Source organism: Phytobacter sp. SCO41, assembly GCF_003073275.1.
Classification (GTDB): Bacteria; Pseudomonadota; Gammaproteobacteria; order Enterobacterales; family Enterobacteriaceae; genus Phytobacter; species Phytobacter diazotrophicus.
The window spans coordinates 928,217-951,814 of the sequence record NZ_CP027225.1 but is presented as its reverse complement, the minus strand read 5'-3'; the positions used below and the strand labels follow the sequence as shown (position 1 = coordinate 951,814).

The window sequence follows — 23,598 nt, the reverse complement described above, 5'->3', positions numbered from 1 at the left end:
TCGAAATTGGAGCGGGTGAAGGGAATCGAACCCTCGTATAGAGCTTGGGAAGCTCTCGTTCTACCATTGAACTACACCCGCCTTGTGGTGTGACAGGCATTATAAACCTTAAACACCGACTGGCAAGACGCTAAACGACTAACTGACCATAAATTAATCGCTTAGCGCAAATCTTAACACTTAGGTGGGCTACCTTGTGGCGGCAGATAACGCAGCGGATCAATAGCTGTTGCCTTATAACGGATCTGGAAGTGCAACTGTACTCCGTCTGCATCAGTGCTGCCCATCGTGGCAATTTTTTGCCCAATCTTCACACTCTGCCCGTTATTAACGAGGATAGTGTCGTTGTGCGCATAGGCCGTGATGTACTCGTCGCTGTGCTTAATCATGATCAGGTTGCCATAACCGCGCAATTGGTTCCCGGCATAGACCACCTTCCCTGCTCCGGCGGCGTAAACCGCCTGCCCGCGAGAGCCTGCGATATCAATCCCCTTGTTACCGCCTTCGGATGTGGAATAGGGTCTGATCACCTTGCCAGTGGTCGGCCAGCGCCAGCAGCGCTGCCCAACGGGCGGCCAGGAAGAGAGCGGCACAGCCGATGATGGCACGACTTTAGCCGTTTGGGCGCCACCTTTTGCAGAGGACGATTTCGACGCGCCATTCAGTTTCAGACGTTGACCGACCTCAATGGTATACGGCGGGGAAATCCCGTTAAGCCGGGCAAGGTCATTCACGCTAGTGCCGGTCTGGCGCGAAATTTTATATAGCGTATCCCCACGTTTTACCGTGTAAACATTGCCGCTATCAGACGATTTGCTGCCAGAACACCCCGCCAGCAATAACGCCACGGCCAGGCAAATGACAATGTGGAATGGGTTTCTTGTCAGGCTTCCTGCACGCAAAACAGATCCTCTGTAAAAAATGAATGACCCCTTATTCTAGGCAGGCAACGCCAGGATGCCAACCACTTACCGCTCACTGGCGATAAAGGGGTAGCCGTGAGCAATAATCTCCATGATTTCAGGTAGCCAGTTCGTGGCCGGGATTGCGTATCTGCAATATAAAACCGTTTCCGGTTGCCAATATGCTACCCGGCCTTTTGCTGGTAATGCCCTTTTCCGCCCTCTGGGCCAAACTGTTTGCCTGAGAACGGGTATAATGTTTAACCGTTGGCGCGACGCCACCGGTCAGGCTACGGAGTTGCGCCGTAGTCACACTGGCGTCGCGTCATACGGTTTTATATCGATCCGGAGAAATCATAAGCATGCAAGAACATGTCATTTTACTGGATGAGCACGGCTCACCCATCGGCATGGAAGAAAAGTATACCGCTCATCACCATAACACTCCGCTACATCTCGCCTTCTCTTCCTGGCTTTTCAATTCACGCGGCGAATGTCTGGTTACCCGCCGGGCCATGAGCAAAAAAGCCTGGCCGGGCGTGTGGACTAACTCCGTTTGCGGGCATCCGCAAGAGGGGGAAACGCCTGAGCAGGCAATGGTTCGTCGCTGTCGCTATGAAATAGGGGCGAATATTATCGACATCACGTCTATTGCTCCGGGTTTCCGCTACCGCGAGACCGATCCATCCGGGATTGTCGAAAACGAAATTTGCCCGGTCTTCGCCGCACAAATCATCACGCCATTGAATATCAATGCAGAGGAAGTCATGGCGTATCAGTGGGTAGAACTTGATGCCCTCTGCCATTCGCTGGTGGCAACACCCTGGGCATTTAGTCCGTGGATGGTGCTGGAGGCAGAAAACGCAAACGCGCAACTCAGAGAGTTTGCCGCCAGCGTCAGGCAATAAAAAAGCCCCGTGTTTGCACACCGGGGCTTTTTGACTTCTTAGCGACTTATTTTACCGGACGCATCGCCGGGAACAGGATCACGTCGCGAATGGTGTGGCTGTTGGTAAACAGCATAACCATACGGTCGATACCAATGCCCAGACCCGCAGTCGGCGGCAGACCGTGTTCCAGCGCGGTCACATAGTCTTCGTCATAGAACATCGCTTCGTCATCGCCTGCATCTTTGGCGTTAACCTGATCCTGGAAGCGCTGCGCCTGATCTTCAGCATCGTTCAGCTCGCTAAAGCCGTTACCGATTTCACGACCACCGATAAAGAACTCGAAGCGGTCAGTGATTTCCGGGTTCACGTCATTACGGCGCGCCAGCGGAGACACCTCAGCCGGATATTCGGTGATGAAGGTCGGCTGAATCAGATGTGCTTCGGCCACTTCTTCGAAGATCTCGGTCACGATGCGGCCCAGGCCCCAGCTCTTCTCAACTTTGATGCCAATGCTTTCTGCGATGGCTTTCGCTGAGTCGAAGTTATCCAGATCCGCCATGTTCGTTTCCGGGCGGTATTTCTGAATTGCTTCGCGCATGGTCAGTTTTTCGAACGGCTTGCCGAAATCGAACACTTCATCGCCATAAGGCACTTCAGTTTTACCCAGAATATCCTGCGCCAGGGTACGGAACAGGGATTCAGTCAGTTCGATCAGATCTTTGTAATCCGCGTACGCCATGTAGAGTTCCATCATGGTGAACTCAGGGTTGTGGCGAACAGAGATACCTTCGTTACGGAAGTTACGGTTGATTTCGAATACGCGATCGAAGCCGCCAACCACAAGACGTTTCAGATACAGTTCCGGCGCGATACGCAGGTACATGTCCAGGTCCAGCGCATTGTGGTGGGTTATAAATGGACGTGCAGACGCACCGCCAGGAATCACCTGCATCATCGGGGTTTCCACTTCCATAAAGTCGCGATTCACCATGAACTGGCGAATGCCGGCCATGATTTTGGAACGCACTTTGAAAGTGTTGCGGGAATCTTCGTTAGAGATCAGATCCAGATAACGCTGACGATAGCGGGCTTCCTGATCCTGCAGGCCGTGGAATTTGTCCGGCAACGGGCGCAGGGCTTTGGTCAACAGACGCAGCTCAGTACAGTGAATGGACAGCTCGCCAGTCTTGGTTTTGAACAGTTTACCTTTCGCGCCCAGGATATCGCCCAGGTCCCATTTTTTGAACTGCTCGTTGTAAACGCCTTCCGGCAGATCGTCACGGGCAACATAAAGCTGAATACGGCCCCCCACATCCTGCAGGGTGACGAAAGACGCTTTACCCATAATGCGGCGGGTCATCATACGGCCAGCGACAGCCACTTCAATGTTCAGCGCTTCCAGCTCTTCGTTTTCTTTTGCATCGAAGTCAGCGTGCAGAAGGTCTGAGGTGTGGTCACGACGAAAATCGTTCGGGAACGGCACGCCTTGTTCACGCAGCAATGCCAGCTTTTCGCGGCGAGTTTTCAGTTCATTATTAAGATCGACTGCCGCGTCAGCGCCCTGTGCTTGTTGTTCAGACATGTTGGTTCCTCATAACCCTGCTTTCAAACTTGCTTCGATAAATTGATCCAGGCTGCCATCCAGCACCGCCTGCGTGTTACGGGTTTCAACTCCGGTGCGCAGGTCTTTGATGCGAGAATCATCAAGGACATACGAACGGATCTGGCTACCCCAACCGATGTCGGACTTGTTGTCTTCCATCGCCTGTTTCTCAGCGTTCTTCTTCTGCATTTCCAGTTCATAAAGCTTCGCTTTCATCTGCTTCATGGCCTGGTCTTTGTTCTTGTGCTGTGAACGGTCATTCTGGCACTGGGTTACCGTGTTGGTCGGAATGTGGGTAATACGTACCGCAGATTCCGTACGGTTAACGTGCTGACCACCCGCGCCGGATGCGCGATAAACGTCGATACGCAGATCCGCCGGGTTGATTTCGATATCAATATCGTCATCCACTTCCGGGTACACGAATGCAGAGCTGAATGAGGTATGGCGACGGCCACCGGAATCGAACGGGCTCTTACGCACCAGGCGGTGCACGCCGGTTTCGGTACGCAGCCAGCCATAGGCGTAATCGCCGGAAATCTTGATGGTAACGGATTTGATACCCGCCACTTCACCTTCGGATTCTTCGATGATTTCGGTCTTAAAGCCGCGCGCTTCTGCCCAGCGCAGATACATACGCTCCAGCATGCTCGCCCAGTCCTGCGCCTCGGTGCCGCCGGAACCAGCCTGAATATCCAGGTAGCAATCGGCGTTGTCGTATTCACCAGAGAACATACGGCGGAATTCAAGCTGTGCCAGCTTCTCTTCCAGCGTATCGAGTTCAGCGACAGCTTCGTTGAAGGTCTCTTCGTCATCGGCTTCGACAGCCAGCTCCAGCAGACCGGAAACATCTTCCAGCCCCTGACTCATTTGGTCGAGCGTTTCAACAATGGCTTCGAGGGAGGAACGTTCTTTACCCAGCGCCTGTGCGCGATCAGGTTCGTTCCAGACATCCGGCTGTTCCAGCTCGGCGTTTACTTCTTCCAGACGCTCTTTCTTGGCGTCATAGTCAAAGATACCCCCTAAGAACGTCGGAGCGCTCCGTGAGGTCCTGAATGCGATTTTTTACCGGGTTAATTTCAAACATGGTCTGATTTCTTTAGATGGACTTGTCAAAATGCGGTCATAAGGGCGGAATTTTACCGGATTTCAGCCCTTATTAGTAGAGAATACTGGCGTTAAATTGGCCACAGGTGATCAATGATTAATTGCACGCTGCGATTGCCGCGAAACTCATTCACATCCAGTTTATAAGCGATATTGACGACGCGCACGCCGTTATCAGGCCAGCAGGTGGTGTCGACATTAAAAGCGATACCGTCGAGCAGCGGGCCGCCGCCGACCGGTTCAACCATCACTTTCAGATGGCGCTCCCCCACCAGCCGTTGTTGCAGAAGACGAAATTCGCCATCAAACAGCGGTTCCGGGAACATCTGTCCCCAGGGGCCGGCATCGCGCAACATTTCGGCTGTATCGAGGGTCATTTCATCAGGTTTTAACAGGCCATCAGAAACGATTTCACCTTGCAACAGTGCCGGATCCAGCCACTCGGTGACCAGCTCGCCAAAGTAGCGCTGGAACTCCTCGAAGCGAGCCTCCTCAAGCGACAGCCCCGCCGCCATGGCATGGCCGCCGAATTTGAGCATCAGCCCTGGGTAGAGTGTATCCAGACGCTCCAGCGCATCGCGCATGTGAAGGCCCTGGATTGAGCGTCCTGAGCCTTTTAAAGTGCCATCCCCGGCAGGCGCAAACGCGATAACCGGGCGGTGGAAACGCTCTTTAATGCGCGACGCCAGAATACCCACTACCCCCTGGTGCCATTCGGGATGATACATAGCAAGACCGCCCGGCAGGGTATCGCGGCTACGTTCCAGCTTCTCGCACAGCGTCAACGCCTCTGCCTGCATGCCCTGCTCAATCTCTTTGCGCGTCTGGTTTAGCGCATCAAGTTCGCTGGCCAGCACCCGAGCTTCGCCAAGATTGTCACTGAGCAATAGCGCCACGCCAACGGACATATCGTCCAGACGACCTGCGGCATTCAGACGTGGGCCAAGCGCAAAACCTAAATCGCTGGCCGCCAGTTTTTGTGCGTCGCGGTTGGCGACTTCCAGGAGCGCTTTGATGCCAGGACGGCACTTTCCGGCACGAATGCGGCTTAAGCCCTGCCAGGTCAGAATGCGGTTGTTGGCATCCAGCGGCACGACATCGGCAACGGTACCTAAGGCCACTAAATCAAGCAGTTCCGCCAGATTAGGGATAGCCAGCCCGCGCTCATCAAACCAGCCTTTGTCGCGTAAAAAAGTTCGCAGTGCCAGCATCAGATAGAAGGCCACACCCACCCCCGCCAGTGACTTCGACGGAAAATCGCATTCGCGCAGGTTCGGGTTGATGATGGCTTCGGCATTGGGCAATGTTTCGCCGGGAAGATGGTGGTCGGTGACCACCACCGGAATGCCCAGCGCATGTGCCCGTTCAACCCCGGCATGTGACGAAATACCGTTATCCACGGTCAGGATCAGTTGCGCGCCGCGTGCGTGTGCCTGATCCACCACTTCCGGACTTAACCCGTAGCCGTCTTCAAAACGGTTCGGCACCAGGTAGGCGATATTAGTGCCGCCCAGCGCACGTAAGGCCAGCACACTCAGTGCGGTACTGGTTGCGCCGTCGGCATCAAAATCACCGACAACCACAATACGCAACCCCTCGCGCAAGGCGTTATAGAGGATCTCTACCGCTTTATCGATGCCATGCAGCCGCTGCCAGGGCAGCATGCCTTTCACCCCGCGCTCCAGATCCGCCGCGCTACAAACACCGCGGCTGGCATAAAGGCGACGCAGAAGTGGGGGAAGATCGGCAGGTAAATCCGCCGCGTCGTTTGCCTCGCGGCGGCGAAGTCGAATTTCGGCTTTCACGTGAATTACTTACCGCCAGTCTGTTTTTGATGTTCGTCGAGGAAGGCTTTCATCTCTTTCGGCCCCTGATATCCCGGCACAAGGTAGCCATCGTTTAACACAACGGCTGGCGTACCGTTCACGCCAAACTGCACGCCGAGCGCATAGTGATCGGCGATATCAAGATCGCAACTGGCTGGCTTAACACCCTTACCGCTCATCGCATCATCTAAGGCTTTGTTGCGGTCTTTCGCACACCAGATAGCTTTCATATCCTGCTCGGCCTGACTCTGCAGCCCCTGACGCGGGAAAGCCAGATAACGCACGGTGATACCCAGCGCGTTGTAGTCTGCCATCTCTTCATGCAGTTTGTGGCAGTAACCGCAGGTGATGTCCGTGAAGACGGTGATCACATGCTTTTCCTGCGGCGCTTTATAGACAATCATCTCTTTTTCCAGTGCGTTGAGATGCGCTGTCAGCAACTGGTTGGTGACATTCACCGGCTGGGCGCCGCTGACGTCGTACATCGGCCCCTGAATGATGTGTTTGCCGTCATCGGTGACATACAGCACGCCGCTATTGGTCAGCACGGTTTTCATTCCGGCAACTGGCGCAGGCTGAATATCGGAACTCTGTACACCCAATTTTGCCAGCGATTGCTTGATAGCGGCATCGTCCGCATGCGCGGTACTGGTCAGCGCCGCCGCCAGCAGGGTGAACATGATAAAACCTTTTTTCATAACGTATCCTTTAAAAAACAACGATCACGCCCGCGGGTGATGTTGCTGATGAAGCTGTCGCAGCCGCTCCGTCGCGACATGCGTATAAATCTGGGTCGTAGAGAGATCGCTGTGGCCAAGCAACATCTGGACCACACGTAAGTCTGCACCGTGATTCAGTAAATGGGTAGCAAACGCATGACGCAAAACGTGCGGCGAGAGTTTTTCGCTGTCGATACCCGCCAGTTGCGCATAATGTTTGATGCGATGCCAGAATGTTTGCCGTGTCATCTGCTGAGCACGCTGGCTCGGAAACAGCACATCGATTGAGACGCCATTCAACAGCCAGGGACGCCCATGTTCCAGATAGTTTTCTACCCAGTACACCGCCTCTTCCCCCAGCGGAACCAGGCGCTCTTTATTTCCTTTACCGATGACGCGCACAACCCCCTGGCGCAAGCTGATGTCGCTCATCGTCAGCCCTACCAGTTCCGAGACGCGAAGCCCGGTAGCATAAAGCACTTCCAACATCGCTTTATCGCGTAACTCCAGCGGCTGGTCAATGGCTGGCGACGCCAATAACCGCTCAACCTGCGCTTCACTGAGATCTTTCGGAAGACGTTGTGGCAGTTTTGGCGAAGCAAGTAATGCGCTGGGATCGTCCTGACGAAACTTCTCCCGGTACAGATGCTGGAAGAAACGGCGCATCGCGCTGAGCAAACGTGCTGAGCTGGTTGCCTTGTAGCCGCCGTCCATCCTTTGCGCCAGCAGGTTTTGTAAATCATCCGCCTGTGCGCTTTCCAGCGACAGCCCCTGATGATGTAGCCATTCCACAAGCCCCTGCAAATCACGACGATACGCACTGAGGGTATTTTCCGCCAGGTTTCGCTCCAGCCAGAGGGCATCAAGAAATTGTTCGATACGTGCGAAATCTTGTTCCACCTGTGCTCCTCCTTGCTTCGAATCGTTGCATTATGCCTGATTGCGGTGTGATTCTGGTACACTGCTTGCAAAGACACATCCGGAATTGAGACGTTTACGTTATGAACATCGGCCTGTTTTATGGTTCCAGTACCTGCTACACCGAAATGGCGGCAGAAAAAATCCGCGATATCATTGGCCCGGAACTGGTGACGTTACACAACCTGAAAGACGACGCCCCCGTATTAATGGAGCAGTACGATGCTCTGATTCTTGGCATTCCCACCTGGGACTTTGGTGAATTGCAGGAAGACTGGGAAGCCATCTGGGAGCAGCTCGACACACTCAATCTCGACGGAAAAATCGTCGCACTGTACGGTATGGGCGACCAGCTCGGCTACGGCGAGTGGTTCCTCGACGCGCTCGGAATGCTGCACGATAAGCTGGCTCCGCGTGGAGTAAAATTCATTGGTTACTGGCCAACAGAAGGCTACGAATTCACCAGCACCAAACCGATCATTGCCGATGGACAGTTGTTTGTGGGTCTGGCGCTGGACGAAACCAATCAATATGACCTGAGCGACGAACGTATCCAGAACTGGTGCGAACAGATTCTGGTAGAAATGGCCGGACAGTTCGCCTGAGCTTAGTGCTGACGCTGCGCCGATTGTTGCGAAATCAGTCGGCGCAAATCACGCCACTCTTGCGCATCCATGCTATCTGCGGCCAGCCACAGATGCTGTCGGCGACCATCTTTTTCCCGACGCAAACGCAGAATCATGCCAATATTCAGCATCCACGGTGTTCCTACGATTTCCCACTCCACGCCTTGCCAGCGCAAACGTGCATCCATCAGCAGTTTGATCTCTCCCTGACAGGCATTAATGCGGCGCTGACTCCGTACGCTGTCGAACACCACCAGTGACAAAAGCAGTAACCAAAGCGGCGTATAGCTCAATGGCCAGGGTAACAGCAACACGAAAGCCGCCATCAAGCCATGGAGTAAAAGTGAGAGCCACTGTGAGCGCCATGAGACGCGTATATCAGATTGCCACAGGACCACGTTCCCGATTCCGTGTCTGAATTAACTGGATCATTCGCTGCAACGCCTCGTCCTGAGGTTTGCCGTGATTCATCAGCCAGTTAAATAAATCAGGGTCATCGCTCTGCAGAAGACGCACAAACACACGTTTGTCATCATCACTCAGCGAATCATATTCATGTTCAAAGAAAGGCATGATGGAAATATCCAGCTCACGCATTCCGCGCCGACATGCCCAATGAATACGGGCTTTGTTGTTAATATCCATGTTCTGAAACCTGCATAGCCACGATGGGTTGCCATTGTAACGTGTTTTTAATCATCCATCGGCGGAATATTTATGTTTACGAGGAGACTTCCAGAATAAATCCCATGCATTGCAACCATTACAGCCATTTTGCGTGCTTTTTCCCATACTCTTTATAAGGCACAAATCGCCTGTTTTTATCGCTTGCATTGGGCAACGGCTCTTTTACCATTAAGTGAAAATATGCATCAGGCTAATCAGGACAATACTATGGCTTTTACTCCGTTTCCTCCGCGCCAGCCGACCGCATCAGCGCGACTGCCGCTGACGCTTATGACTCTCGATGACTGGTCACTGGCGACTATCAAGGGCGCAGACAGTGAGAAATACCTGCAAGGCCAGGTTACAGCCGATGTGGCGAAACTGACTGACGATCAACATCTGCTGGCCGCGCACTGCGATGCAAAAGGCAAAATGTGGAGCAACCTGCGTCTGTTCCGCACCGCTGAGGGTTTTAGCTGGATTTTACGCCGCAGCGTCGCGGAGTCTCAGCTTAAAGAATTGAAAAAGTACGCCGTGTTCTCCAAAGTCACTATCGAAGCAGACAACGAACATGTCCTGCTGGGTGTCGCGGGGTTCCAGGCTCGCGCCGCGCTGGCCAATCTGTTTTCGGCCCTGCCGGATGCAGACAAACAGCTTGTTCATGAGGGTGAAACCACTCTTCTCTGGTTTGCCCATCCGGCAGAACGTTTTTTACTGGTGACCGACGTCGCCACCGCAGAAAAAGTAACAGAAGCCCTGCGTGGCGAAGCCCAACTTAACAACAGCCAGCAGTGGCTGGCGCTCAATATCGAAGCGGGCCTCCCGGTCATTGACACCGTTAACAGCGCGCAATTTATTCCCCAGGCCACAAATATTCAGGCACTGGGTGGTATCAGCTTCAAGAAAGGGTGTTACACCGGCCAGGAGATGGTTGCCCGCGCGAAATTCCGTGGCGCGAATAAACGCGCATTGTGGTATCTGGCGGGAAAAGCCAGCCGGGTGCCGGAAGCCGGTGAAGATCTGGAACTGAAAATGGGTGAAAACTGGCGTCGTACCGGTACAGTGCTGGCTGCCGCGCAACTGGATGACGGCAAACTGCTGGTACAGGTTGTGATGAACAACGATATGGAGCCAGACAGCGTGTTTCGCGTGCGTGATGATGCGAACACTCTGGCTATCGAGCCGCTGCCTTATTCGCTGGAAGAAGAGTAACGGACAGGAGCGCCTGCTGCGCTCCCCCGTGCTTGATGTTCAGGCTGCCAAATCCCAGCTATTCGTAGCCCCGGCAAGCGCCACGCCGCCGGGGAATTTTCGGCTAACGATTCCGCTTTTAAGCCTGTCCGACATACAAATAAATCGCCAGGAAGTGACATATGCTGCCGCCCAGCACGAAGCCGTGCCAGATAGCATGGTTATAGGGAATGCGCTTACAAACGTAAAATATCACGCCCAGCGAGTAAACCACCCCACCCGCGGCCAGTAACGTCACCCCGCCAATCGACAGTTTGGTCGCCAGTTGGTAAACCACAATCAGCGACAACCAACCCATGGTGAGGTAGGTCACCAGCGACAGCACTTTGAAACGGTGGGCAATGGTCAACTTGAACAGGATCCCCAGCAGTGCCAGGCCCCAGATAACAACCATCAATCCCCTTGCCAGCGGCGAATCCAGTCCCACCAGCAGAAAAGGCGTATAGGTTCCGGCAATCAACAGATAGATTGCGCAGTGGTCGAATTTCTTAAGCCACACTTTTGCCCGCTGATGCGGTATAGCGTGATAAAGCGTGGAGGCGAGAAACAGCAGAATCATGCTGCCGCCATAGAGACTGTAGCTGGTGATCGCCAGCGTGCCGGCATTACTGTCAACGGCCTGCACCAGCAGAAGCACCAGTCCAACAATACCAAACACCAGCCCGATGCCATGGCTGATGCTGTTGGCTATTTCCTCAGCCAGCGTATATCCCTGTGCGATTAATGGTCTATCCACCATAGTTAACTCCGGGAGAACTCAAAATAAAACGTCGCGCCTATAGAGTAACTGAGAATGATTCCAGTGCACACCTGTTCGCTTAAATAAATCATGATATTTATATGAACAGATAAATATCAATTAGTTATATAAGAATTTAAACTAACAGGCGTTACTGTTTTTCTAAAGAACCTTGAAATCAATCACATAAAACTGGTTCTGTCCGGGGTAGATATCGGCAATGACATTTTTGAGCTCAGGCAGGGACATGTTCTCCTGCTGCGCATGTTCTTCTGTCAGGTTGTCAAGGGTGGTCGTTGAGGTACCAATCACCTTGATGATGCAAAAATAGCCGTCATCCTCATAACGTCCCACGCGCAAGATATCCCCGACGCGAAAGTGCGATTCACTTTGATCGCGGATAGTAATTGTTTTGCGGCCTGCCAGAATGTCGTCCTGAAAGCGCTGAAAAAAAGTGATGTCGTTCGGCTGCATGTTATTATTCCCTGATGATAAATCTGATAAGTGAGTCGTTGACACAGTGAGTATGTTCTCCCACGCCGCTATCGCCAGTCTCAACAATCTTGAGATGATGGTCTACAACTATGTCGTCAAAAATCGTGACAAAGTGATGTACATGACCATCCGCGAACTGGCCGACGGCGCTGGAGTCTCAACCACCACGGTGCTGCGTTTCTGCCGCAAACTGCAATGTGAAGGTTATTCAGAATTTCGCGTCCGCTTTAAATTATATTTAGAGCAAAACGAACCCCAGCAGGCTAATTTTGGCGCCAGCGAAATTATCAGCTTTTTTAAAAGTGTGAATAACGACGAATTCGACACGTTATTAGATAAAGCAGTCGACATTATTTTATCGTCGGAGCGTATTATTTTTGTTGGTGCGGGCACATCCGGTGCTCTGGCAAAATATGGCGCACGCTTCTTTTCGAATGTCGGGAAATTCAGTAATCATATCGATGACCCTTATTTTCCGGTCACAAATGACATGGCCAGAAATGCACTGGCTATCGTGTTGTCTGTCTCCGGGGAAACCGAGGAGATCCTGCGTTTCGCCAGCCAGTTCAGCCTCCATCACTGCAAAGTCCTGACCATCACCAGCCATGAGCATTCGCGCCTGGCAAAACTGGCGGATTTCAATCTTTCCTGGCATGTCCCGCAAACACGCATTGCCGGTGTGTATGATATTACGACGCAAATTCCGGTGATCTATATTCTGGAATCACTTGGCCGAAAACTGGCGAAGAAAATAGCATAAAAAAACATATTGTTTTATTGGTGTAACAAATCACCTTAAGGGTAATTTGTTATATCGTGACATTTTTATTCCCTTTGCTAAACTCGAGCGCAGATTTTATTACCAGGGCGAGAGTAGCAACGATGAAAAAATTGACCTTACCGAAAGACTTTTTATGGGGCGGCGCCGTTGCCGCACATCAGGTTGAAGGCGGCTGGAATCAGGGCGGAAAAGGCCCAAGCATTTGTGACGTGCTCACCGGTGGCGCGCACGGCGTTCCACGCGAAATCACCCGGCAGGTCATCGAAGGAAAATACTACCCGAACCATGAAGCGGTCGATTTTTACGGCCACTACAAAGAAGACATCAAACTCTTCGCCGAAATGGGCTTCAAATGCTTCCGTACCTCTATCGCCTGGACACGTATCTTCCCGAAAGGCGACGAATTGCAGCCTAACGAAGAAGGCCTGAAATTCTATGATGATATGTTTGATGAACTGCTCAAATATAACATCGAACCGGTAATTACCCTGTCTCACTTCGAAATGCCGCTGCACCTGGTGCAGGAGTACGGCGGCTGGACCAACCGTAAGGTCGTGGATTTCTTTGTCCGCTTCGCCGAAGTGGTGTTTGAGCGCTACAAAGCGAAGGTTAAATACTGGATGACCTTCAACGAAATCAACAACCAGCGTAACTGGCGCGCGCCACTGTTCGGCTACTGCTGCTCCGGGGTGGTCTATACCGACCATGAAAATCCGGAAGAGACCATGTATCAGGTCTTGCACCATCAGTTCGTGGCCAGCGCGCTGGCCGTGAAAATAGGTCACCGCATCAATCCAGAAATGAAAATCGGCTGCATGCTGGCCATGGTGCCGCTGTATCCGTTCTCCTGTAAGCCAGAAGACGTGATGTTTGCACAGGAATCCATGCGTGAGCGCTATGTCTTTACCGATGTTCAGTTGCGTGGTTACTACCCGTCTTACGTGTTGAACGAATGGGAACGTCGTGGTTTCAACATCAAAATGGAAGCGGGCGACGAGCAGGCTCTGCGTGAAGGGACCTGTGATTACCTCGGCTTTAGCTATTACATGACCAATGCGGTAAAAGCCGAAGGCGGCACTGGTGATGCCATTTCCGGCTTCCAGGGCAGCGTACCGAACCCGCACGTAAAAGCGTCCGACTGGGGCTGGCAGATTGACCCGGTAGGTCTGCGCTATGCGCTGTGCGAACTGTATGAGCGTTATCAGAAGCCGCTGTTTATTGTTGAAAATGGCTTTGGCGCGTACGATAAAGTAGAAGAAGATGGCAGTATTATCGACGATTATCGTATCGATTATCTGCGTGCTCACGTTAAAGAGATGGTTGAGGCGGTCACATATGATGGTGTTGACCTGATGGGTTACACACCGTGGGGCTGTATCGACTGCGTCTCTTTCACCACCGGCCAGTACAGCAAACGCTACGGCTTTATCTACGTGAACAAGCATGATGACGGCACCGGCGACATGTCCCGTTCCCGTAAGAAGAGTTTTAGCTGGTATAAAGAAGTGATCGCCAGCAACGGCGAGAATATCTAACCGGGATACTGTTCCTCCGGCCCTTCTCCCCATCGGGGAGAAGGGCCGGGCAGAGGGGGAGTCGCTTACTTACCCCCCGCCAGTTCGATAAAGCTTCCCGTCACGTAGGATGCCTTATCGCTCAACAGCCAGACTATCGCCTGCGCCACCTCTTCCGGCTGGCCGCCACGCTGCATCGGCAGCATCGACTTCACCCGATCGACCCGCCCGGGTTCACCACCAGAGGCATGCATTTCCGTATAGATAAAGCCTGGTCGAACGCTGTTAACCCGAATACCCTGCGCCGCGACTTCCACCGACAAGCCCGTGGTAAGCGTATCCATCGCCCCTTTTGACGCGGCATAATCAACATACTCGCCGGGCGAACCCAGACGCGCCCCGGCCGAAGAGACATTCACTATCGCACCGCCTTTTCCGCCGTGCGGCAGCGCCATACGTTTAATGGCCTCCCGACAGCAGAGAAAGGTGCCCGTCACGTTAGTCCGCAGAACCTGGTTGATGCGCTCCGCCGTCATCGCTTCCACGCGACTTTGGGTAAACAGGATCCCGGCGTTATTCACCAGCGCGGTCAGCGGTTCATCCGCCTCATCAATGCGCGCGAACATCGCGGCGACCTGCTCTTCTTCGCCAATATCCGCCTGAACTGCGAACGCTTTTCCGCCCGCCGCGATAATGGTTTCAACCACTGACTGCGCGGCCTGCGCATTGTGTTGATAATTGACCGCGACCGTGTACCCTTCTGCGCCCAGCAGCATCGCTGTCGCCTTTCCTATTCCCCGGCTACCGCCAGTGACCAGTGCAATTGCCAATCTATATTCCTCCTGATAAAAAAGGCCGGGTAACGCGAACGTTCACCCGGCCTGTAGAAGCGTAGCGCTAATTACTGGTATTCGCTCATCGGCACGCAAGAGCAGAACAGGTTGCGGTCGCCGTAAACGTCATCAAGACGTTTTACCGTCGGCCAGTACTTGTTCGCTACACCCGCCGGGAAGACAGCCTGCTCACGGGTATAACCGTGATGCCACTCCGCCACCAGCTCGTTCTGCGTATGTGGTGCATTCACCAGCGGGTTATCGGCAAGCGGCCATTCGCCTGCTTTTACGCGGTTGATCTCGCCACGAATGGCCAGCATCGCGTCAATAAAGCGATCCAGTTCCGCTTTGCTTTCTGACTCCGTCGGCTCAACCATCAGGGTACCCGCAACCGGGAAAGACATGGTCGGCGCATGGAAACCGTAGTCAATCAGGCGTTTCGCAATATCCAGTTCACTGATACCGGTCTCTTCTTTCAGCGGGCGAATGTCGAGAATACATTCATGCGCCACGCGACCATCGCGCCCCGTATACAGAACCGGGAATGCCTCTTTCAGACGGCTGGCGATGTAGTTGGCATTCAGAATCGCCACCTGGCTTGCCTGTTTCAGCCCTTCGGCGCCCATCATGCGGATGTACATCCAGCTAATTGGCAGAATCGACGCGCTACCAAACGGGGCGGCAGATACCGCGCCCTGACGGGTCAGCATGCCTTCAATCTGCACCACACTGTGGCCCGGTACGAACGGTGCCAGATGCGCTTTCACGCCAATCGGCCCCATACCCGGACCGCCACCGCCGTGCGGAATACAGAAGGTTTTATGCAGGTTGAGATGCGACACATCCGCACCGATAAAGCCCGGAGAGGTAATTCCCACCTGAGCATTCATGTTCGCGCCGTCGAGATAAACCTGCCCGCCAAATTGATGCACAATTTCGCACACTTCACGGATAGTCTCTTCGTAGACGCCGTGGGTGGACGGGTAGGTCACCATGATGCAAGAGAGATTTGCCGCATGTTGTTCCGCTTTCGCGCGCAGATCGGCCAGATCGATGTTGCCGTTTTTATCACAGGCCACAACCAGCACCTGCATACCTGCCATCTGTGCGGATGCCGGGTTGGTACCGTGTGCAGAGCTTGGGATCAGGCAGATATCGCGATGGCCTTCGTTGCGGCTCTCATGGTAGTGACGAATCGCCAACAGGCCCGCATATTCCCCCTGCGCGCCAGAGTTCGGCTGCATACAAAGGGCATCGTAACCCGTCAGTTTCACCAGCCAGTCGGAAAGCTGGTTGATCATGTGGTGGTAGCCTTCGGCTTGTTCTGCCGGGCAGAACGGATGCAGTTCGGCGAATTCAGGCCAGGTGATCGGAATCATTTCCGCTGCGGCGTTCAGCTTCATGGTGCAAGATCCCAGTGGGATCATCGCCTGATTGAGCGCCAGATCTTTGCGCTCCAGAGAGTGCATGTAACGCATCATCTCGGTTTCGCTGTGATAGCGATTAAAGACCGGGTGGCTCAGGATCGCATCATCACGCAGCATGGCGGCAGGCACAGAGCGGCTGTCGAGCGCCACGTCTTTATCCAGCACGTCAATATCCAGTCCGTGCGCATCGCCCAGCACGACGGCAAAAAGTTTCTGCACATCTTCACGCGTGGTGGTTTCATCGAGCGTGATACCCACGGCATTCAGAATGTCGCTACGAAGGTTGATTTCAGCCGCTTGCGCACGCGCCAGCACGGCGGCTTTGTCGGCCACTTCCACGCACAGTGTGTCAAAGTAGTGCGCGTGACGCAGCTTAAGCCCTTTTTGCTGCAGGCCGGCCGCCAGAATATCGGCCAGACGATGGATACGACTCGCAATACGTTTCAGACCAACCGGACCGTGATACACCGCGTACAGGCTGGCGATGTTGGCCAGCAGTACCTGCGAAGTACAGATGTTGGAGTTCGCTTTTTCGCGACGGATATGCTGCTCGCGGGTCTGCATCGCCATACGCAGTGCGGTATTGCCCGCCGCGTCTTTGGAGACACCGATAATACGTCCCGGCATTGAGCGTTTGAATTCATCTTTTGCGGCAAAGAATGCCGCATGCGGGCCACCGTAGCCCATCGGCACACCGAAGCGCTGCGCAGAACCGAAGACAATGTCTGCCCCTTGTTTGCCCGGCGCGGTCAACAACACCAGCGCCATAAAATCGGCGGCTACGCTGACCACAATTTTACGGGCTTTCAGCTCGGTAATCAGTGCGCTGTAGTCATGCACTTCGCCGGTCGTGCCCACCTGCTGCAACAGCACGCCAAACACATCCTGATGATCCAGCACCTTGCTGGCATCATCCACGATAACCTCAAAACCAAAGGTTTCGGCACGGGTGCGCACCACATCGAGCGTTTGCGGATGAATGTCGGCGGCAACAAAGAAACGGTTGGCATTTTTCAGTTTGCTGACGCGCTTTGCCATCGCCATTGCTTCGGCAGCGGCGGTAGCTTCATCCAGCAGAGAAGCCGAGGCCATGTCGAGACCAGTCAGGTCGAGCGTCACCTGCTGGAAATTCAGTAAGGCTTCAAGGCGCCCTTGTGACACCTCCGGCTGATACGGCGTATAGGCAGTGTACCAGCCTGGGTTTTCGAGCATGTTACGCAGAATAACCGGCGGTAATTGCACGGCGGTATAACCCATGCCAATGTAAGACTTAAAGCGCTTGTTGCGACCAGCAATCGCTTTCAGCTCCGCCAGTGCGGCGTATTCGGTCGTGGCTTCACCCACCTGCGGCGGCGTGGCAAGCTGGATATCTTTCGGCACGATCTGGGCAATCAGTGCGTTTAACGAATCCGCGCCAACCGTTTTCAGCATCTCCTGCTGTTGCTGAGCATCCGGCCCAATGTGACGTTCAATGAAAGCGCCACGGTTTTCAAGCTGGCTTAAAGTCTGTGTCATGAGCGATGGTTCCTGAAACGTGCGGTGATTTTAAAATTGCCTCTTCGTCAGGAAGAGGTTTGGGGTGAAAGCGCTAATATTCTCTCACCCCCCCCTCTCCCCGTGAGGGAGAGGGAGAAAACCGTTATTCGTCTTCGAGTAAGGCTTCGTAAGCGGTCGCATCCAGCAACGCAGCAACTTCCGATTCATCACTGGCTTTGATTTTGAAAATCCAGCCTTCGCCGTACGGCTCACTGTTAACCTGCTCGGGCGCATCGCCCAGTGCCTCGTTAACAGCAACGATTTCGCCGCTAATCGGCGCATAAATATCGGAAGCCGCTTTCACGGATTCCGCGACGGCGCAATCATCACCTGCGGCAACGGTTGCGCCCACTTCTGGCAGATCAACAAACACCATGTCACCCAGCAGTTCCTGAGCATGTTCAGTGATACCGACGGTGTACGTGCCATCCGCTTCTTTACGCAGCCACTCGTGTTCTTTGCTGTATTTCAGTTCTGCAGGTACGTTGCTCATCACTAAATCTCCAAATAAGAATGAATCACGCGACGGCTTTGCCAGCGCGTACAAAAATAGGTTTCGTCACTTTTACCGGCATTTCACGATTACGGATCTGAACGATTGCCGTGTCGCCAATGCCCGCAGGCACACGCGCCAGTGCAATACTGTAGCCCAGCGTCGGCGAGAACGTACCGCTGGTGATCACGCCTTCTTGCGCGTTACCGTGGGTATCTGTGAACCGCACCGGCAATTCGTTACGCAGCACGCCTTTCTCGGTCATGATCAGACCGACTAACTGTTCGGTGCCTTTCTCGCGTTGTAATTCGAGCGCTTCGCGACCGATAAAATCACGGTCCGCCGGTTCCCAGACAATGGTCCAGCCCATATTGGCGGCGAGCGGCGAAACGCCCTCGTCCATCTCCTGACCATACAAGTTCATGCCCGCTTCAAGGCGTAAAGTGTCGCGCGCGCCCAGGCCACAAGGCTTAACGCCCGCCTGCACCAGCTTCTGCCAAAAATCGGTTGCCTGTTCGTTCGGCAGCGCGATTTCATAACCCGCTTCGCCGGTATAGCCGGTGGTCGCGATAAACAGATCGCCGGCCTCAACGCCAAAGAAGGGCTTCATGCCTTCTACTGCCTGACGCTGTTCGTCAGTGAACAGGGTCGCGGCTTTAGCCTGCGCGTTTGGCCCCTGGACGGCAATCAACGACAAATCGTCACGGACGGTGATATCAATGGCGAAAGGTTCAGCGTGTTGGGTAATCCAGGAGAGGTCTTTTTCGCGGGTGGCGGAGTTTACAACGAGGCGGAAGAAGTCTTCGGTGAAGTAGTAGACGATGAGGTCATCAATGACACCGCCCGACGCATTTAGCATGCCGGAATATAGCGCCTTGCCGGGTTTGGTGAGTTTCGCTACGTCATTTGCCAGCAGGTAGCGCAAGAATTCACGGGTTCGACTGCCACGCAAATCGACAATCGTCATGTGCGATACATCGAACATGCCCGCATCGGTACGCACCGCGTGGTGCTCATCGATTTGCGAGCCGTAATGCAGCGGCATCATCCAGCCATGGAAATCCACCATGCGTGCGCCGCACAGCGTGTGTTGTTCATACAAAGGAGTCTGCTGGGCCATCTTTTCCTCGTCGAATAAGCGGGGCTTTCACGTTTTCAGCGGTGAAAAAATCATCGCATGACAAGACGTCGACACCGATCCCGGTCGCCGACGCAAACGTTCACTTTCGCCTGAACTTATCACCGAAAGCGGCACTTAACCATAAGAGAAAATGGGTCATCACATTAGCTTATGACCATTTTTCACAAAAACCCCAACAGAATATTACACCAGACTTAAGCGCAAAATGGCGCATAAAGAATCACTACCGCATAGCGGGTATTGCAAATAGCGATATTTACCACCACAAAAGAGATAATTTTCCCGACAGCAAAAAAATGAGAGATGAGAAAAACTAATCTGAAAAATGACGTGAAATTAGAATTTTTCAAATGAGGCAGGGTATCCCTTCCCGCGAGGGGGAAGGGAAAGTGTGACGCAGTTAACGCAACCACTGAGGGAGGTCATTCAGTCCCATCGCCTGACGCAATAACTGTGGTTTTACCCCAGGCAATCTGTCCGCCAGTTTCAGGCCAATGTCCCGGAACAGTTTTTTTGCCGGGTTGGTGCCGGAAAACAATTCCCGGAAACCCTGCATCCCGGCCAGCATCAGCGCGGCACTGTGTTTACGGCTGCGTTCGTAGCGGCGCAGATACATGTGCTGACCAATATCTTTGCCCTGAGCGTGCAGCCGCTTGAGTTCGCTCACCAGTTCTGCCGCGTCCATGAAGCCCAGGTTAACGCCCTGCCCGGCAAGAGGATGGATGGTGTGCGCCGCATCGCCCATCAATGCCAGACGATGCCCGGCAAAATGACGCGCGTAACGTCCGGTCAGCGGGTAGACCTGCCGCTCGCTTTCCACGTGACACAACCCCAGGCGATTATCAAACGCGACGCACAGCGCCTGGTTGAAGGCCTCTTCGTCTGCCTGCTGCATTTGCGCAGCCAGCTCAGGCGGCAGCGACCAGACGATTGAACACAAGTGCGGGTCGGCCAGCGGCAGAAATGCGAGGATGCTTTCATCGTGGAAAACCTGCCGCGCAATAGCCTGATGCGGCTCATCGGTACGGATGGTCGCCACCAGCGCATGATGGTTATAGTCCCAGAAGGTCAGTGGAATATCGGCTTTATTGCGTAACCATGAGTTAGCGCCATCGGCCCCGACGACCAGCCGGGCGGTTAACATATTGCCATCTTTGAGGGTAAGAAACGCTTCGTTTTCACCCCAGGCCACCTGTTGCAGTTCCGCTGGTGCCAGGATTGACACATCCGAACACTGCAGGGCTTTGTTCCACAACGCCTGATGAATGACGCTGTTTTCAATAATATGACCGAGATGGCTGTAACCCATACTCTGATCGTCAAAGGCAATGCGGCCAAAGCTGTCTTTATCCCACACTTCCATGCCGTGATAACAACTGGCGCGATGGGCAATAATGGATGACCAGACGCCCAGGCGCGTCAGCAGTTTTTCGCTGGCGGCGTTGATCGCCGAGACACGCAGTTGTGCAGGGGCATCCTCTTTCAGGGGGACGGGTGCATGCTGTTCCAGCACCGCCACTCGCAGGCCACTGCCCTGTAATCCACAGGCCAGCGCCAGTCCCACCATGCCGCCGCCTACAATTGCCACATCAACATTTTGCACAAATAGCTCCTGAAGACCTTAACGCGCCACCCAGCCCAGAGTACGCTGCGCCAGCGCATCACGCGCCGGGGTAAATAATTCCATTGCCATCAAACCGACGTTACGCCCGACAACCAGCGGCGCCCAGCGATTAGCAAAAAGGTGTACTAAACCATCTGTCACGCCAATCGTAGCGCACTTATCATCACGGCGACGATCGCGATAGCGTGTCAGCACGCCATAACCGCCAACATCCTGCTGCTGTGTCCAGGCATCGGCCAGCGTTTCGGCCAGGCTCATCACATCACGCATCCCCAGGTTAAAGCCCTGCCCGGCAATCGGGTGGAGCGTCTGCGCGGCATTTCCAACCAGCACAGTACGATGTGAAATAGGCGAGGAGGCGGTGGAGAGAGAAAGCGGATAGGCGTTACGGACTCCCGCCTGCATGATTCGCCCCAGCCGCCAGCCAAAGGCTTTTTGCAGCTCATGGCAGAAGGTCTCATCGCTCCAGTTCAGGATCTGTTCCTGTCTGTCGAGCGGGTGACACCACACCAGCGAGCAACGTCCGTGCGACATCGGCAGCATTGCCAGCGGGCCGTGAGCGGTAAAACGCTCAAACGCGCGCCCCTGATGCGCCACCGAGGTCGTGACGTTCGCAATCACCGCAACCTGCTGATAGGGCGCCTGTTGCCAGCTAATGCCACATTGCGCACCCAGCGCAGAGCGGGAGCCATCCGCGGCGACCAGTAGGGTTCCGTTAATCGTCTCCCCACTTTCCAGTGCGACCGCCACGCGGTCTTCATCCCTGGAGAAGAAGCTCACCCGTGCGGGGCAATGGAGCGTCACGCCAGGCGCTTTTTTCAGAAGACTAAAAAGACGGGTACCGACATCGTGCAGTTCCACCACCTGCCCGAGCGCCTCAATGTGATAATCATCAGCATCAAGGGTCACGAAACCGGCGTGGCCGCGATCGCTGACATGCACGGTGGTAATCGGCGTGGCTTTCTCGACGATATGTGACCAGATTCCCACTCGCGCGAGCTGCTGGCACGTTCCCGCCGCCAGCGCGATAGCACGCGCATCAAAGCCTGGGTGATCCTGAGAACTCGGTTCGGTCGCTTCGATCAGATGAACAGGAAGGCGACCACCGGTTAAATGCGAAATCGACAGCGCGAGCGTCGCGCCTGCCATACCGCCACCAACAATAATCACACTCATAAGCGACGCGCCGCTGCCATCAGCGCCTCGATGTCATCGGCTTTTTTGACGACGCTGGCGGTGAGGTTTTCATTACCGTTTTCGGTGATCACAATGTCATCTTCCACGCGAATGCCAATCCCCCGATAGGCTTCTGGTACGTCGGCATCCGGGGCGATATAGAGACCCGGCTCAACGGTCAATACCATCCCCGGTTCAAGGATGCGCGAGCGATCCTGACCATAGACGCCGACATCATGGACATCCAGCCCCAACCAGTGGCTCAGACCATGCATAAAGAAAGGGCGATGCGCATTCTCAGCAACCAGCGTGTCAACCTCGCCCTTAAGAATGCCCAGTTTCACCAGCCCGGTGACCATGATGCGCACCACTTCCCCGTTCACTTCCTGAATCGAGGTGCCGGGGCGGAACAGGCGCAGGGCCGTTTCCAGTGATTCCAGTACAATGTCATACACTTCACGCTGCGCCGGGCTGAACTTGCCGTTAACCGGAAAGGTACGGGTAATATCGCCGGCATACCCCATGTATTCGCAACCTGCGTCGATCAGCACCAGATCACCATCACGCATCACGCTTTCGTTTTCGGTGTAATGCAAAATACAGCCGTTCTCCCCGGCACCGACGATAGTGGTATAGGACGGAAAACGGGCGCCGTGACGGTTGAACTCGTGGTGGATTTCCCCTTCGAGCTGGTATTCAAACATCCCGGGTTTGCAGGTTTGCATGGCGCGGGTATGTGCCAGCGCCGAAATCTCCCCGGCGCGACGCATTACCTCAATTTCTTCGGCTGACTTGAACAGACGCATTTCATGCACGATGGGTCGCCAGTCGGTCACCGTGGCCGGGGCCGTGAGATTCTGTCGAGAGCCTTTACGCAGTTTATCCAGCGCGGCAAAGACAATCTCATCGGCATAAGCGTATTCGCCCTGGGCGTGATAGACCGCGTCCAGGCCGTTGAGCAATTGATAAAGATGTTTACCTATTTCCGGAAACGCCAGCGCCCTGTCCACACCCAGTTTTTCTGGCGCCGCTTCCTGCCCCAGACGTCGGCCAAACCAGATTTCCGCCGTCTTATCGCGGATCCGGTTAAACAGGACGCTGTGGTTATGGGTATCATCACTTTTAATCAGCACCAGTACCGCTTCCGGCTCATTAAAACCGGTGAAATACCAAAAGTCGCTGTTCTGACGATACGGGTATTCACTGTCGGCACTGCGGGTCGCTTCCGGCGCCGCGAAAATAAGCGCCGCGCTGGCCGGCGCCATTTGCGCCAGCAACGCCTGACGGCGTCGGAGAAACTCAAGCTGTGTCATGACATCTCCTTTGAGCGG

The 23,598-nt window shown here is 54.2% G+C and carries 23 protein-coding genes and 1 tRNA gene; 6 read left to right on the top strand and 18 right to left on the bottom strand.

Annotated features, from left to right (window positions below):
* Positions 1–7: 7 nt before the first annotated feature.
* Positions 8–81, bottom strand: a tRNA-Gly gene (locus C5523_RS04710).
* Positions 82–173: 92 nt separating this feature from the next.
* Positions 174–902 carry an amidase activator ActS gene (actS, locus tag C5523_RS04705; RefSeq protein ID WP_039077964.1) on the bottom strand — a complete coding sequence of 243 codons (729 nt, stop codon included), beginning with the start codon at positions 900–902 and terminating at the stop codon, positions 174–176.
* 362 nt (positions 903–1,264) lie between these two features.
* Between actS and idi the strand changes: the two genes are divergently transcribed.
* Complete coding sequence (idi, locus tag C5523_RS04700) at positions 1,265–1,810, top strand: isopentenyl-diphosphate Delta-isomerase (protein WP_172960876.1); 546 nt, start codon at positions 1,265–1,267, stop codon at positions 1,808–1,810.
* Positions 1,811–1,856: 46 nt separating this feature from the next.
* On the opposite strand, the gene lysS is transcribed toward idi, so the two are convergent.
* The 5 genes from lysS to xerD all read right to left on the bottom strand — a co-directional run bounded on the left by lysS (position 1,857) and on the right by xerD (position 7,947).
* Positions 1,857–3,374, bottom strand: coding sequence for a lysine--tRNA ligase (gene lysS / locus C5523_RS04695; protein WP_039077966.1), 1,518 nt, complete (start codon positions 3,372–3,374; stop codon positions 1,857–1,859).
* Positions 3,375–3,383: 9 nt separating this feature from the next.
* Positions 3,384–4,482 (bottom strand): peptide chain release factor 2 gene (gene prfB / locus C5523_RS04690; protein ID WP_103245268.1). Its coding sequence is split into 2 segments (ribosomal slippage): positions 3,384–4,406 and positions 4,408–4,482, totalling 1,098 coding nucleotides; the frame shifts between segments, so codons are not numbered across the junction.
* Between the two features lie 91 nt (positions 4,483–4,573).
* Positions 4,574–6,307, bottom strand: coding sequence for a single-stranded-DNA-specific exonuclease RecJ (gene recJ, locus C5523_RS04685; RefSeq protein ID WP_039077968.1), 1,734 nt, complete (start codon positions 6,305–6,307; stop codon positions 4,574–4,576).
* A 5-nt stretch (positions 6,308–6,312) separates the two neighbouring features.
* Complete coding sequence (gene dsbC / locus C5523_RS04680) at positions 6,313–7,026, bottom strand: bifunctional protein-disulfide isomerase/oxidoreductase DsbC (protein WP_039077969.1); 714 nt, start codon at positions 7,024–7,026, stop codon at positions 6,313–6,315.
* Between the two features lie 24 nt (positions 7,027–7,050).
* Entirely contained in the window at positions 7,051–7,947 is an 897-nt protein-coding gene (gene xerD, locus C5523_RS04675) for a site-specific tyrosine recombinase XerD (RefSeq protein ID WP_039077970.1), read from the bottom strand.
* A gap of 101 nt (positions 7,948–8,048) precedes the next feature.
* Here xerD and fldB point away from each other — a divergent pair, with 101 nt between their 5' ends.
* Positions 8,049–8,570, top strand: coding sequence for a flavodoxin FldB (gene fldB / locus C5523_RS04670; RefSeq protein ID WP_039077971.1), 522 nt, complete (start codon positions 8,049–8,051; stop codon positions 8,568–8,570).
* A 2-nt stretch (positions 8,571–8,572) separates the two neighbouring features.
* On the opposite strand, the gene C5523_RS04665 is transcribed toward fldB, so the two are convergent.
* A complete protein-coding gene (locus tag C5523_RS04665; protein WP_039077972.1) occupies positions 8,573–8,989 on the bottom strand; it encodes a protein YgfX in 417 nt (138 codons plus the stop codon).
* A complete protein-coding gene (gene sdhE, locus C5523_RS04660) occupies positions 8,970–9,236 on the bottom strand; it encodes an FAD assembly factor SdhE (RefSeq protein ID WP_039077973.1) in 267 nt (88 codons plus the stop codon). Before sdhE ends, C5523_RS04665 begins: the two co-directional genes overlap by 20 nt.
* A gap of 249 nt (positions 9,237–9,485) precedes the next feature.
* Between sdhE and ygfZ the strand changes: the two genes are divergently transcribed.
* The gene (gene ygfZ / locus C5523_RS04655) at positions 9,486–10,469 is read left to right on the top strand and encodes a tRNA-modifying protein YgfZ (protein ID WP_071196007.1); all 984 of its coding nucleotides are present in this window, start codon (positions 9,486–9,488) and stop codon (positions 10,467–10,469) included.
* A 118-nt stretch (positions 10,470–10,587) separates the two neighbouring features.
* On the opposite strand, the gene C5523_RS04650 is transcribed toward ygfZ, so the two are convergent.
* Positions 10,588–11,247 (bottom strand): hemolysin III family protein, encoded by a 660-nt coding sequence (locus C5523_RS04650; protein WP_039077975.1) that lies wholly within the window; start codon positions 11,245–11,247, stop codon positions 10,588–10,590.
* Positions 11,248–11,409: 162 nt separating this feature from the next.
* Complete coding sequence (gene yqfB / locus C5523_RS04645) at positions 11,410–11,721, bottom strand: N(4)-acetylcytidine aminohydrolase (RefSeq protein WP_108700660.1); 312 nt, start codon at positions 11,719–11,721, stop codon at positions 11,410–11,412.
* A 52-nt stretch (positions 11,722–11,773) separates the two neighbouring features.
* Between yqfB and C5523_RS04640 the strand changes: the two genes are divergently transcribed.
* Entirely contained in the window at positions 11,774–12,502 is a 729-nt protein-coding gene (locus C5523_RS04640) for a MurR/RpiR family transcriptional regulator (protein ID WP_039077977.1), read from the top strand.
* Positions 12,503–12,624: 122 nt separating this feature from the next.
* On the top strand, positions 12,625–14,058 hold the full coding sequence (locus C5523_RS04635; RefSeq protein ID WP_108700659.1) for a 6-phospho-beta-glucosidase: 1,434 nt from the start codon (positions 12,625–12,627) through the stop codon (positions 14,056–14,058).
* Positions 14,059–14,123: 65 nt separating this feature from the next.
* On the opposite strand, the gene C5523_RS04630 is transcribed toward C5523_RS04635, so the two are convergent.
* From C5523_RS04630 to gcvT, 4 genes are all read right to left on the bottom strand, one after another.
* Entirely contained in the window at positions 14,124–14,867 is a 744-nt protein-coding gene (locus C5523_RS04630) for an SDR family oxidoreductase (protein WP_071196005.1), read from the bottom strand.
* 71 nt (positions 14,868–14,938) lie between these two features.
* On the bottom strand, positions 14,939–17,812 hold the full coding sequence (gcvP, locus tag C5523_RS04625; protein ID WP_108700658.1) for an aminomethyl-transferring glycine dehydrogenase: 2,874 nt from the start codon (positions 17,810–17,812) through the stop codon (positions 14,939–14,941).
* 124 nt (positions 17,813–17,936) lie between these two features.
* On the bottom strand, positions 17,937–18,326 hold the full coding sequence (gene gcvH, locus C5523_RS04620; protein ID WP_039077981.1) for a glycine cleavage system protein GcvH: 390 nt from the start codon (positions 18,324–18,326) through the stop codon (positions 17,937–17,939).
* A gap of 25 nt (positions 18,327–18,351) precedes the next feature.
* The gene (gene gcvT, locus C5523_RS04615) at positions 18,352–19,446 is read right to left on the bottom strand and encodes a glycine cleavage system aminomethyltransferase GcvT (RefSeq protein WP_108700657.1); all 1,095 of its coding nucleotides are present in this window, start codon (positions 19,444–19,446) and stop codon (positions 18,352–18,354) included.
* A 41-nt stretch (positions 19,447–19,487) separates the two neighbouring features.
* Here gcvT and C5523_RS04610 point away from each other — a divergent pair, with 41 nt between their 5' ends.
* A complete protein-coding gene (locus tag C5523_RS04610) occupies positions 19,488–19,784 on the top strand; it encodes a hypothetical protein (protein ID WP_108700656.1) in 297 nt (98 codons plus the stop codon).
* Positions 19,785–19,867: 83 nt separating this feature from the next.
* Here the strand turns inward: C5523_RS04610 and ubiI are convergent, their stop codons facing one another.
* The 3 genes from ubiI to pepP are packed head-to-tail and all read right to left on the bottom strand — an operon-like array spanning position 19,868 to position 23,580.
* The gene (ubiI, locus tag C5523_RS04605; protein WP_108700655.1) at positions 19,868–21,070 is read right to left on the bottom strand and encodes an FAD-dependent 2-octaprenylphenol hydroxylase; all 1,203 of its coding nucleotides are present in this window, start codon (positions 21,068–21,070) and stop codon (positions 19,868–19,870) included.
* An 18-nt stretch (positions 21,071–21,088) separates the two neighbouring features.
* Positions 21,089–22,267 (bottom strand): 2-octaprenyl-6-methoxyphenyl hydroxylase, encoded by a 1,179-nt coding sequence (ubiH, locus tag C5523_RS04600; RefSeq protein ID WP_039077984.1) that lies wholly within the window; start codon positions 22,265–22,267, stop codon positions 21,089–21,091.
* Positions 22,264–23,580, bottom strand: coding sequence for a Xaa-Pro aminopeptidase (gene pepP, locus C5523_RS04595; RefSeq protein ID WP_039077985.1), 1,317 nt, complete (start codon positions 23,578–23,580; stop codon positions 22,264–22,266). Before pepP ends, ubiH begins: the two co-directional genes overlap by 4 nt.
* Positions 23,581–23,598: the final 18 nt, after the last annotated feature.